This is a genomic window from Variovorax sp. J22G73, assembly GCF_030317035.1.
In the GTDB taxonomy this organism is placed as follows: domain Bacteria; phylum Pseudomonadota; class Gammaproteobacteria; order Burkholderiales; family Burkholderiaceae_C; genus Variovorax.
Genome location: NZ_JASZYK010000001.1, coordinates 291532 through 302970 on the forward strand (window position 1 = coordinate 291532; position 11439 = coordinate 302970).

The following is an 11439-nucleotide window of genomic DNA, read 5'->3' on the forward strand; positions in this document are numbered from 1 at the left end:
AACCTTTCTCAACAGTTTCTCCCTCTGAAGAGCCCCCGTTTCGCGGTCCTGTTTAACTCGGGCGGGCGGTGTTTCGCGGTGCTACGTAACGTGTTTCGCCGCATCGCTCGTAACAGTGACGCGAAAGCCCGCGCCAGGCACCCCTTTCCGAAGTCTGCGATTGCGCTCGGAAGTGCCGTATTCCCCAATGAAATCAACACTTTCGACCTGACTGCCGAGCGCCCGCATCAAAGTGTTTCTGCCCGGGCACTGTTCCTGCAAACGTCTGATACGAAAGTGAACATTTCTAGTTCGGGAGTTGTCGCCATGAGTGTTGTTTGCCATCCTTCGACTTCGGTGCCCATGCCGGCACCCGGAGTCTACAAAGCCTCCTACGGCGGTGCCTTCCATGGCGCGCTGATTGTGGAACAGGACATCGCCATGGGCGAGCGCATGCGCCGCATCCTGAGCGAGCTCGCGCCGGGTCGCCGCGTGGTGATCGCGTCCACGCTCGCCGAGGCGCGCAACCTGCTGGCGGCGCTGCCCTACGACCTGGTGCTGGTCGACATGCGCCTGCCGCAAGACGACGGTGTCGCGCTAATCAGGCATGTGCGCCAGGCTTATCCGTGGATCGAAAGCGTCGCGATGTCGGCGGCCGACGATCACCAGTTGGTAGATGCAGCCATTGCCGCGGGCGCCGTGGGTTACTTGCTGACCGAGGCGGACGATGCCGAGCTGGCCTTCCTGCTGCGTTCGATCGAGCGTGGCGGCGCGCCGATGGATTCGCGCGTCGCGCGTCGCCTGCTGGGCATGATCGCGGCCTCGGCCAAGCCCAGGAGCATCGCGCCGGTGGTGACGCGGCCGTCCTTGGAGCGTCCCGCGCCCGGACCGCTGTCGCCGCGCGAGCTGAAGGTGCTGCGCCTCATCGCGCAAGGCTGGAGCAACCGCGAGATCGCGGAAGCGGTGTTTCTTTCGATCAACACGGTCGAGTTCCACGCGAAGAGCATCTACCGCAAGCTCTCGGTGAAGTCGCGGACCCAGGCGGTCCATGAGGCGACGCAGCACGGCCTGCTGAACTGAGGCGCGTGCGTTCGTGCCTGCCCCGGCATGGCGGGCGGCACGTGTTGCGGAAATGTGGATTGCAAGCGATCGGGCCACGGCTCGGGCAGCGCTTGGGCACGGGCGCGCACGCCCGCAAAGCGCTGCTGCGCGCCGCTTCAGCGGGTTTTCGCCTGTTGAAAGTCCTTGAAGCGCCCCGCTACAATCCTTGGTTGACCTTGCTACGGTTAAGGTTGGCCCTGCTCCAGCGAAGAAGACAAGAGGATCCCCATGAGTGACATGACCTCCGGCTCGCCCCGGATCGACACCAGCAAGCGGACGTGGTTGATCGCATCCGGTTGTGCCGGCGTAGCAGGTGGCGTGGCCACCGCCATTCCCTTTGTGAGCACTTTCCAGCCTTCCGAGAAGGCCAAGGCCGCGGGTGCCGCCGTCGAAGTCGACATCGGCGGCCTCAAGGTCGGCGAGAAGCTCACCGTCGAATGGCGCGGCAAGCCGGTCTGGATCCTCAAGCGCACCCCCGAGCAGATCGCAGAACTCCCCAAGCTCGACGGCCAGCTGGCCGACCCGCTCTCCAAGCGGCATCCCGACGAATTCACCCCCAAGTACGCGCAGAACGAACACCGCTCGATCAAGCCCGAAGTGCTGGTCGTGGTCGGTATCTGCACCCACCTGGGTTGCTCGCCCAGCGACCGCTTCCAGGCCGGCCCGCAGCCCTCGCTGCCCGCCGACTGGGAAGGCGGCTTCCTCTGCCCATGCCACGGTTCCACGTTCGACCTGGCCGGCCGGGTCTTCAAGAACAAGCCCGCCCCCGACAACCTGCCTGTGCCCCCGCACATGTACCTGTCGGACACCAAGCTCCTGATCGGTGAAGACTCCAAGAAGGCCTGAGGCAGAAGAAGAACATGGCTGAATACCACGACATCTCCCCCAATGCGCCCGCGGGCGCGAAGCTGCTCAACTGGGTCGACAACCGCTTCCCGCTGACCAAGCTCTGGAACGACCAGTGGGGCAAGTACTACGCGCCGAAGAACTTCAACTTCTGGTACATCTTCGGCTCGCTGGCCATGCTGGTGCTGGTGATCCAGATCGTCACCGGCATCTTCCTGGTGATGCACTACAAGCCCGACGCGGCGCAGGCCTTCGCGTCGGTCGAGTACATCATGCGCGACGTGCCCTGGGGCTGGCTCATTCGCTACATCCACTCGACGGGCGCCTCGGCGTTCTTCATCGTGGTGTACCTGCACATGTTCCGCGGCCTCATGTACGGCAGCTACCGCAAGCCGCGCGAGCTGATCTGGGTGTTCGGCTGCGCGATCTTCCTGTGCCTGATGGCCGAGGCCTTCATGGGCTACCTCCTGCCCTGGGGGCAAATGAGCTACTGGGGTGCCCAGGTGATCGTGAACCTGTTCGCGGCCATTCCGTTCATCGGCCCCGACCTGGCCCTGCTGATCCGCGGCGACTACGTGGTGAGCGACGCCACGCTGAACCGCTTCTTCAGCTTCCACGTGATCGCCGTGCCGCTGGTGCTGCTCGGCCTAGTGGTGGCCCACCTGATCGCGCTGCACGAAGTGGGTTCCAACAACCCCGACGGCATCGAGATCAAGGCCAACCGCGGCCCCGACGGCCATCCGGTCGACGGCATTCCGTCGCACCCGTACTACACGGTGCACGACATCTTCGGCGTGGTGGTGTTCCTCACGATCTTCTCGGCCGTGATCTTCTTCGCGCCCGAAGCCGGTGGGTACTTCCTGGAGTACAACAACTTCATTCCGGCCGACTCGCTGAAAACGCCCAACCACATCGCCCCGGTGTGGTACTTCACGCCGTTCTATTCGATGCTGCGCGCAACCACCGACGACATGGTGAACGTGTTCTCGCTGATCATCGCGGCCGCCGCCATCTGGAACTTCGTCAAGGGCAAGTCGGGCACCGGCCTGAAGGTCGCGGCTGTGGTCGTGGCCGCCGTGGTCATCTTCCTGCTCAAGTCCTTCGACGCCAAGTTCTGGGGCGTGGTCGTGATGGGTGGCTCGGTCATCATCCTGTTCTTCCTGCCGTGGCTCGACCACAGCGAAGTCAAGTCGATCCGGTACCGCCCGAGCTGGCACAAGTATGTGTACGGCGTGTTCGTGTTCTTCTTCCTGATCCTGGGCTACCTGGGCATCCAGCCGCCGGGCGTCTGGGGCAACCTGGTCATCGGCTCCTTCGCCCTGGACATCGCGCAGACCATCTCGCAGATCGGCACGCTGTTCTACTTCGGCTTCTTCCTGCTGATGCCGTGGTGGAGCCGCAAGGGCGAGTTCAAGACCGTGCCCGAGCGCGTGGTCTTCGCCGCGCATTGAGACAAGTCAGACAAGTGCCAAAGAGCTGAGAGAACACACGATGAAGAAAAGCATTTCCGGCTGGCTCGCGGTCCTGGGTCTCGCGCTGGGCCTGACCTTCTCCGCGGCGGCCTCTGCCGAGTCCGAAGGCATCGCCTGGGACAAGGCGCCCAACAAGACCACCGACGTGGCCGCGCTGCAGAACGGCGCCAAGCTGTTCGTCAACTACTGCCTGAACTGCCACTCGGCCGCGTTCATGCGCTACAACCGCCTGCAGGACATCGGCATCACCGAGCAGCAGATCAAGGACAACCTTCTGTTCACGACCGACAAGGTCGGCGAGACCATGAAGGCCAACATCGATGCGCGCCAGGCCAAGGAATGGTTCGGCACCACGCCGCCCGACCTCACGCTGGTGGCACGTTCGCGCGCCGGCCACGGCGGCACGGGTGCCGACTACCTGTACACCTACCTGCGCACGTACTATCGCGACGACACCAAAGCCACCGGCTGGAACAATCTCGTGTTCCCGAGCGTCGCCATGCCGAACCCCCTGTGGGAACTGCAAGGCGACCGCCGCCCGGTCTACACCAAGGTCGAACAGCACGGCCACGAAACCGAAGTGTTCAAGGGTTGGGAGCAAGTCACTCCCGGCACCCTGACATCCGTGCAATACGACAATGCCGTCGGCGACCTGGTGAGCTACCTGCAATGGATGGCCGAACCGGCACAGAACACCCGTATTCGCATCGGCGTCTGGGTGCTGCTGTTCCTGGCCATGTCGGTGGTTTTTGTGTGGCGACTGAACGCCTCGTACTGGAAAGACGTCAAGTAGTTCCGTCCACGCCGACCGGGCGCCCGCTGGGGGCAACCGGTCCCACAGAGTGGGTTGCCAACGCAACCCACTCTTTTTGATTTTTAGGAGTCTCTCGCCATGATGGTCTTGTATTCAGGAACGACCTGCCCCTTTTCCCACCGTTGCCGTTTCGTGTTGTTCGAAAAGGGCATGGACTTCGAGATTCGCGACGTCGATCTCTACAACAAGCCCGAAGACATCAGCGTGATGAATCCGTACGGCCAGGTGCCGATCCTGGTCGAGCGCGACCTGATCCTGTACGAGTCGAACATCATCAACGAGTACATCGACGAGCGCTTCCCGCATCCGCAGCTGATGCCCGGCGACCCGGTCGACCGCGCCCGCGTGCGCCTGTTCCTGCTCAACTTCGAGAAGGAACTGTTCGTGCACGTGGCCACGCTCGAGAACCGCACCACCAAGGGCAACGAGAAGGCCATTGAAAAGGCCCGCTCGCACATCCGCGACCGCCTCACGCAGCTGGCACCCGTGTTCCTCAAGAACAAGTACATGCTGGGCGACAACTTCTCGATGCTCGACGTGGCCATCGCGCCGCTGCTGTGGCGCCTGGACTACTACGGCATCGACCTGAGCAAGAACGCGGCACCGCTGCTGAAGTACGCGGAGCGCATCTTCTCGCGCCCGGCCTACATCGAAGCACTGACCCCGTCCGAAAAGGTCATGCGAAAGTAAGTAAGCTGCAATGCTTGCTTCCATCGTTTCTCGCAGTTTTTCATGATCAACGCGCTCGAGTCGTCCTCCACCCGCCCGTACCTCATTCGGGCGCTGTATGAATGGTGCACCGACAACGGGTTCACGCCCTATGTCGCGGTGCAGGTCGACGACACCGTCCAGGTGCCGCGCGAGTACGTGAAGAACGGCGAGATCGTGCTCAACATCAGCTTCGACGCGACCAGCTCGCTCAAGCTGGGCAACGATTTCATCGAGTTCAAGGCCCGTTTCGCGGGCACGGCGCGTGAAATCAGCGTGCCCGTGGGGCGCGTGATTGCGATCTATGCGCGCGAGAACGGGCAGGGCATGGCGTTTCCGGCGCCGGCCCCTTCCGTTCCCGCCGATCAACAGGGCGGCGACGCCCCGGCTGCCGCGCCGTCGCCCCAGGGCCCGGCGCGCATGCCCTTGCGTGACGCCTCGCGCGGCACCGAAGGCGATGCCGGCAAGATCGTGCACCTGGTGACGGGCGAAGACGGCGACGAAAGCGTCGTCGACGCCGGCGCGGGCAGCGATCCGGTCGACGAGCCGCCGCGCCCGCCGGTCGGCGGCGGCGCGCGGCCTTCGCTCAAGCGGGTCAAGTAAGCGCGCGCAGGCACGGCCGGACACCCCGGCCGACGCCACTAGAATCACGCCTTGGAATTTCCGCCGCTTTAGCTCAATTGGTAGAGCACCCGCCTTGTAAGCGGAAGGTCGTCAGTTCGATTCCGACAAGCGGCACCAACTTAGTGTTTCCTGGGTACTCTCAGAACACCGAACCCGCTGTCCCTCATAGGGGCAGCGGGTTTTTCTTTGTCTTCGAATAGGTCAGCTTGTAGCATTCCATATCAGCACTTTGTCGGTACTTCTGCAGGTACTTCGCAAAGGGCGACATTCGAGGTACCGACAAGGGGTTCATCCATGGCACTGACGGACACGTTCGTGAAGCAGGTGAAGCACAAAGGCTCTGCGATTGGAGAGCGCTACGCTGATGGCGGCGGCATGTATCTGAGGGTCAAGGCGGCTGGCAAATACTGGCGCTTGGACTATCGAATCGATGGGAAGGCCCAGACGCTGGCGCTGGGGATCTACCCAGAGGTGTCGCTCGCGAAGGCACGCCAGCGTCGAGAGAAAGCCCGCGAGCAGTTGGCAGATGGCATCAACCCGAGCAAGGCCAACCGCGAAGAGAAGCAGGCGCGCGCGGATGCCGCAAAGAACGATTTCGCCAGTGTCGCATCCGCATGGCTGACGAAGACAGACGACCAACGCATGGCTGTCACGACGGACAAGCTCACCACCTGGCTCACCAAGGACATCAATCCGTACATCGGCAAGATGCCGGTTTCCGCAATCTCACCTCGGGATGTGCTGGAGCGCGTGCTGCGACGAATGGAAAGGCGAGGTGCGCTCGACAGTGCGGCGCGCGTCCGCACGCTGATCGGCCAAGTCTTTCGTTATGCCGTGGCAGCAGGCTTGGCAGAGCGGGACGTGACTGCGGACTTGAAGGGCGCCATCGCAGTCAAAAAGAAAGTGCACCACGCGGCGATCATCGAGCCGAAGGCTTTTGGCGGGCTGCTACGTGCGATCCATGGCTGGCCGGCTCACCCGACTGTGAGTGCCGCGCTCAAGTTGGCGCCCCTTGTGTTTGTTCGGCCCGGGGAGCTTCGTACTGCGGAGTGGGTTGAGGTCGATCTCGATGGCGGGCTGTGGACCATCCCAGGGGGCAAGACCAAGATGAAGCGCGATCTGCTGGTACCGCTTCCCACCCAGGCTACGCAGATCCTGCGCGAGCAGCACGCGCTGAGTGGGCATGGCCGTTATGTCTTCCCCTCGATCCGCGCCGGCGGCTTGCCGATGTCGGATGGCACCATCAACGCGGCGCTGCGAGCGATGGGGTATGACTCTTCGACGCATGTTGCGCACGGTTTCCGCGCCACTGCACGGACCCTCTTGGACGAGGTCCTGGGAGAGAGGCCGGATCTGATCGAGGCCCAGCTGGGTCACGCAGTGCATGGACCGCTTGGTCGTGCCTACAACCGCGCTACGCACCTTGCTGCACGCATTGAGATGATGCAGCGCTGGGCGGACTATCTTGATCGCCTGCGCAGCTCTTCGGCCCAAATCGCGGACTGAATCGGCCACCGCGGAGGGATTAGGGCCCGTGGCGCGCCCGATGCTGGCGCGCTGGCCTGCGACGGCTCTAAGGCCGAGCGATCACAGATCCAGGATTGCAACATTCCGCTTCTCGGTCATATCAACCTAGTTAAACCCGAAAGTTAGCTGCGGTGGTGGGTGAAGAGAGCGTTGGCACCGTAGCTGTGCTTACCTTTGTTGCAATGTGCAGCGGTGATGCTTGGCCACACACGAAATGCAAGCATTTGTGTCGCAACTGACGGTGGGAGAACCGTCGCGGAAGGGAGGGGCCGTGCTGTCGTGTTGACGCAACGAAACCGGTCAACAGCGGCACTTTTCCGCTGATTTGCTTTGCCCTGCCGGAGTGGCTCTGGTGCAATAGCTACAACTTCCCAAAAGGAGGTTGGCCCGGGGTCCGGTGGGAGCACAAAGTGCCAGTCACAGTGAGCCCTTCGCACCGGAGCCCTATGTTTAACCTTGGAGAAACTTGCAATGAAAAAATCTCTTGTTGCTCTGGCTGCCCTGGCTGTTGCCGGCGTTGCCTCGGCTCAGTCGTCGGTCACCCTGTTCGGTGTCGTTGACGCTTCGGTCACTGGCTACTCGAACACCGCCCGCGATGAGCGTGCAACGGTTTTCCCGAACCAATTCGGCATCCCTGTTTACCTGAACCAAGGTTCGGTCAAGACCAGCCGTCGTGAACTGGCTAACTCGGCTTACAACTCCAGCCGTCTGGGCTTCCGTGGTACGGAAGACCTGGGTGGCGGTCTGGCAGCCAGCTTCTGGCTCGAAGCCCCGATCTCCAACGACGACGGCAGCCAAGGTGTCGCAACCTTCGCACGTCGCTCGACCGTGAGCCTGTCGGGTGGTTTCGGTGAAATCCGCCTGGGTCGTGACTACACCCCGACGTTCTGGAACGACACCGTGTTCGATCCGTTCGGCACCAACGGCGTTGGCACCAACCTGATCTCGACGGCTAACACCGCTTTCGGCGGCTTCGGTACCCCCGCAGCATCCGTTGGCTCCTTGGCTAACGTCGGTTCGAGCAACTATGTTCGCGCCAGCAACACCGTCGGCTACTTCCTGCCGCCGAACCTGGGCGGCTTCTACGGCCAGCTGCAGTACGGCTTCGCTGAGAAGACCAAGTACGACTCGGGCATCTTCACGCCTGACGTTGCTAACAGCCAACGCCAAGGTCGTTACGTCGGTGGCCGTTTCGGCTACGCAAACGGTCCTCTGGACGTTGCACTGGCTTACGGCAGCAGCACGGTTGGCGACAACTACTACGCCGGCACCACCACCAGCGTGAACACCGTGAACCTGGGCGCTTCGTATGACTTCGGTCCCGTGAAGCTGTTCGGTGAACTGTCGAAGGCCCGCAACAAGGTCGACTACGAAGTGACGCCTTTCCTGGGCGGCCGTCCTGACGTCGACCTGACCGGTTACCTGCTCGGCGCTACCGTGCCGGTCGGTGCTGGCCTGATCCGCGCTTCGTGGTCGCACGTCAAGTACGACTTCAACACGGTGAACAACAACCCGTTCGCAGTGAACACGCCGGATCCCAAGGCTAACAAGCTGGCTCTGGGCTACGTGCACAACCTGTCGAAGCGCACGGCTCTGTACGCAACGATCGCTCGCGTGTCGAACAAGAACGGTGCTGCTCTGACGGTTGGCGGCCCCGCCTTCTACAACAACACCGCTGGCGCCTTCACCCCGAAGAGCTCCACCGGCTACGACTTCGGTATCCGTCACGCTTTCTAATTTGACGCTGGCGTAAGCCAGCTTTGAATTCAAGAAGCTCAAGAAGCCACTCGACGAAAGTCGAGTGGCTTTTTTCATTTCCATCACACCAAACGGGTATGTCCTCTCATCAGTCGGAAAAGTCAGATGCAGGTCAAGGCGTTGAAACTGTTTCTGAGCAATTGCTCGATCTGAATGACCTTCGCATCTTCACGTACGTTGCTGTCCTGTGCAGCTTTTCGGCAGCTGCCGAAGAGCTTCGGACAAGCAAATCGAGTGTCAGTCGAAGCATTTCGCGCCTTGAGCGGCTCCTGAAAACAGATCTGCTCCAGCGCACTACACGCAAGGTGAAATTGACCCGCGCAGGAAGCGCCCTCCGGGATCGAGGCACTGAAATTCTTCAACGCGTCAGCGACTCGATTTTTCATGTGAAGGAGTTGAAGGCTGCTCCGACGGGACCGCTTGTTGTTCACGTATCCAGTGATGCAGGTTTGGCGGATCATCTGTACAAGATCGTCCTGCCGCAGCTCCTCGAGCGCTACGACTCCGCGCAATTTGTTGTTCGCGTTGCGAGCGAACGGTCAGTTCTCTTGGGTGCAGAGGTCGATGTGGCCCTGTTCCCGGGTCCGACACCGCCGCCTGGAGCGGCGCGCATCGCACAACTGACTCGTGGCCTTGTGGCCAGATCAGACTACGATTCGGCGCGAGCACCAGCGGCTTTCATCAACCGGCTGGAAGTTGAGCCGCTTAGCCTTGAAGCCAACGGTTTGACGGGTTATGAAGGCGTCGTTCGTGTTGCCGGCAACGATGACCACGGCATCAGAGAACTGGTGCTGGCGGGTCTCGGAGTTGGCGTTCTCCCGTTGCATTTCTGCACTGCTCACTTTGCCGCTGGAACTTTGAGACACGTACACACGGAAATTAAATTTCCCCCATTGGCGCTGTATCTAACTTACCCGAGCCGTCGCCAACTTGCTCCCATAGTTAGAGCATTTGTTGAAGCGCTGCAGACAAGTTTGAAGGGAGATGGAGGCGCTACGTTTGAAGAGAATCATGACGGGGATGAAGGCCAAGACTTAGATGACGACGAGGGCCACAGAGAGGGTCAGGACATTCTTGACTAAGCCGAGCCCAACAACCAACGTAATCATCGCTGTGGTGGACCCTTGATACCGCGGGTATCGCGCGGACCTCGAACAATCCCAACTGCGCCGACATAGTTTTCGATTTCGATGGTTACGCTTCCGATGACCGGCGGCGTTGCATAGAGATCGCGCTGGGCAGGGTCATATCAAAATGCTTTAGCCTTGGCACAGAGGAGGTCGAATGTCAGGCCGGACGTCCGATGAATACTCGGTGTCCGATAAAGAATCATTCGATATACCGAAACAAACAGCGGGCATTCATGCACTCACGGTCGAAGCTACGATGCCGCAAGTCTTAAATGCCTTTAAGCCTTTAGGTGAGGACGAGACGACCGCCGTGCGGCGGTACATAAGCCACCACGAACGTCTGCGCACGAGTAGTTTCAAGTTTGCTGCGGCTTGTGTGAAGCTCGGCGACAGATGATCAGCGGGTCAAGCGGGTATGTGTACATCTAGGACGCAGATCGGACGCAGATCGGACGCAGATCGGACGCAGATCGGACGCAGATCGGACGCAGATCGGACCCAGATCGGACGCAACTCGGACGCAACTCGGACGCAAGTCGGACGCAACTCAGACGCCTGCGGCGTCGCGCTATGACGCTCTCGATCGCTCGTGTCGAGCGCTCGATGTGGACTGCCAGCGAACAATGGATAGGGGCGTTCGGACTAGGTGCCTATTTTTTATGCAAGCCAAGCCTATACACCATACGCACCCACAGGATGCTTGCAAACCCGCATGAATTCGAGAAAGTCGTGTGTTACTCAGATGTCGTCGGTATCACACCATCCTTGCACCCCGCATGGATGTTGGGTTGAACGGTGTTACTTACACATTCGGGGTAGTTCGACCGTTGCAAGGAATGTCGGCTCTGATGAACGGTGCGGTGTCGCGTCTCATTGCGACAACGTCGAACGGCTGGCGATTTCGATCAACGTGGATGTGGCCGAGCTTCTTTTAAATAAGCCGCGATATCGCGTGAGCGCTTAGCGTTCGAATTGCTTTTTCGCTGAGTTGACTGCTATTTTTAGTAGTAGCCATTGTCAATTTTTCGAAGTAGTCTGAATTCATGGCGGCTTGGCTGGTCGTCTGCTAGGGGTGTGTGTTCACGCCGAGCCACGCAGCCCACGACTTTACCTGCTCAACGCATTAAGCTCGGCGGAGGAGACGATGGTGAAAAGAGACAGTTCAATTAAATTGCCTGAGGACCATGACCCGCTAAGCCCTGCGATAGCTGAGCTTCCGGCTTACGTTCGAATGAATGCTGTGCTTCGAATCACCGGATTAAGTCGTGCAACGATTTATCGGCGCATTGCGTGCGGCCTCTTCCCCGCGCCCGTGCACCTAGGTGGGAGAGCATGCGGCTGGCGCACCACATCGCTTCGCGCATGGGTCGAGAACCCGGAGAAATATCGGTCGACCCAACTCAAAACGGGTGAATGCGCTGGCTCAAATGACGCGTAGTCCGAAAGTCGGCAGGGCGAGCTCCGGTACCGGAGTGTTCCT

General features: G+C 60.7%; 10 protein-coding genes and 1 tRNA gene. All 11 read left to right on the forward strand.

All coding sequences use genetic code 11. The annotated features are described in order from the left end of the window. Window positions 1-90 precede the first annotated feature (90 nt). The 11 genes from QTI51_RS01310 (at window position 91) to QTI51_RS01360 (ending at window position 11397) form a co-directional block, all read left to right on the forward strand. Entirely contained in the window at window positions 91-1059 is a 969-nt protein-coding gene (locus QTI51_RS01310) for a response regulator transcription factor (protein WP_286513144.1), read from the forward strand. Window positions 1060-1308: 249 nt separating this feature from the next. After that, the gene (gene petA / locus QTI51_RS01315) at window positions 1309-1926 is read left to right on the forward strand and encodes a ubiquinol-cytochrome c reductase iron-sulfur subunit (RefSeq protein WP_116908516.1); all 618 of its coding nucleotides are present in this window, start codon (window positions 1309-1311) and stop codon (window positions 1924-1926) included. 14 nt (window positions 1927-1940) lie between these two features. Continuing rightward, window positions 1941-3377: a cytochrome b gene (locus QTI51_RS01320; RefSeq protein WP_116908515.1), complete on the forward strand. Its 1437-nt coding sequence runs from the start codon at window positions 1941-1943 to the stop codon at window positions 3375-3377. Window positions 3378-3417: 40 nt separating this feature from the next. Continuing rightward, window positions 3418-4191, forward strand: a complete 774-nt coding sequence (locus tag QTI51_RS01325) for a cytochrome c1 (RefSeq protein WP_116908514.1) — start codon at window positions 3418-3420, stop codon at window positions 4189-4191. A 99-nt stretch (window positions 4192-4290) separates the two neighbouring features. Continuing rightward, a complete protein-coding gene (locus QTI51_RS01330) occupies window positions 4291-4902 on the forward strand; it encodes a glutathione S-transferase N-terminal domain-containing protein (RefSeq protein ID WP_116908513.1) in 612 nt (203 codons plus the stop codon). A 42-nt stretch (window positions 4903-4944) separates the two neighbouring features. Then, complete coding sequence (locus QTI51_RS01335) at window positions 4945-5523, forward strand: ClpXP protease specificity-enhancing factor (RefSeq protein WP_116908512.1); 579 nt, start codon at window positions 4945-4947, stop codon at window positions 5521-5523. Between the two features lie 62 nt (window positions 5524-5585). Beyond that, window positions 5586-5661: transfer RNA gene (locus QTI51_RS01340), tRNA-Thr, on the forward strand. 177 nt (window positions 5662-5838) lie between these two features. Then, the gene (locus tag QTI51_RS01345) at window positions 5839-7050 is read left to right on the forward strand and encodes a tyrosine-type recombinase/integrase (protein WP_116908511.1); all 1212 of its coding nucleotides are present in this window, start codon (window positions 5839-5841) and stop codon (window positions 7048-7050) included. 492 nt (window positions 7051-7542) lie between these two features. After that, window positions 7543-8808 carry a porin gene (locus QTI51_RS01350; RefSeq protein ID WP_286513138.1) on the forward strand — a complete coding sequence of 422 codons (1266 nt, stop codon included), beginning with the start codon at window positions 7543-7545 and terminating at the stop codon, window positions 8806-8808. Between the two features lie 98 nt (window positions 8809-8906). Continuing rightward, window positions 8907-9911 carry a LysR family transcriptional regulator gene (locus QTI51_RS01355; protein WP_286513134.1) on the forward strand — a complete coding sequence of 335 codons (1005 nt, stop codon included), beginning with the start codon at window positions 8907-8909 and terminating at the stop codon, window positions 9909-9911. A 1279-nt stretch (window positions 9912-11190) separates the two neighbouring features. Beyond that, the gene (locus tag QTI51_RS01360) at window positions 11191-11397 is read left to right on the forward strand and encodes a helix-turn-helix transcriptional regulator (RefSeq protein ID WP_286513744.1); all 207 of its coding nucleotides are present in this window, start codon (window positions 11191-11193) and stop codon (window positions 11395-11397) included. Window positions 11398-11439 lie beyond the last annotated feature (42 nt).

Bases quoted from the DNA above. Each gene is read 5' to 3' on its own strand.
- QTI51_RS01330 (WP_116908513.1), top strand. From the start codon at position 4,291: ATGATGGTCTTGTATTCAGGAACGACCTGCCCCTTTTCCCACCGTTGC.
- QTI51_RS01320 (WP_116908515.1), top strand. From the start codon at position 1,941: ATGGCTGAATACCACGACATCTCCCCCAATGCGCCCGCGGGCGCGAAG.
- QTI51_RS01350 (WP_286513138.1), top strand. From the start codon at position 7,543: ATGAAAAAATCTCTTGTTGCTCTGGCTGCCCTGGCTGTTGCCGGCGTT.
- QTI51_RS01325 (WP_116908514.1), top strand. From the start codon at position 3,418: ATGAAGAAAAGCATTTCCGGCTGGCTCGCGGTCCTGGGTCTCGCGCTG.
- QTI51_RS01355 (WP_286513134.1), top strand. From the start codon at position 8,907: ATGTCCTCTCATCAGTCGGAAAAGTCAGATGCAGGTCAAGGCGTTGAA.
- QTI51_RS01360 (WP_286513744.1), top strand. From the start codon at position 11,191: ATGAATGCTGTGCTTCGAATCACCGGATTAAGTCGTGCAACGATTTAT.
- QTI51_RS01335 (WP_116908512.1), top strand. From the start codon at position 4,945: ATGATCAACGCGCTCGAGTCGTCCTCCACCCGCCCGTACCTCATTCGG.
- QTI51_RS01345 (WP_116908511.1), top strand. From the start codon at position 5,839: ATGGCACTGACGGACACGTTCGTGAAGCAGGTGAAGCACAAAGGCTCT.
- petA (WP_116908516.1), top strand. From the start codon at position 1,309: ATGAGTGACATGACCTCCGGCTCGCCCCGGATCGACACCAGCAAGCGG.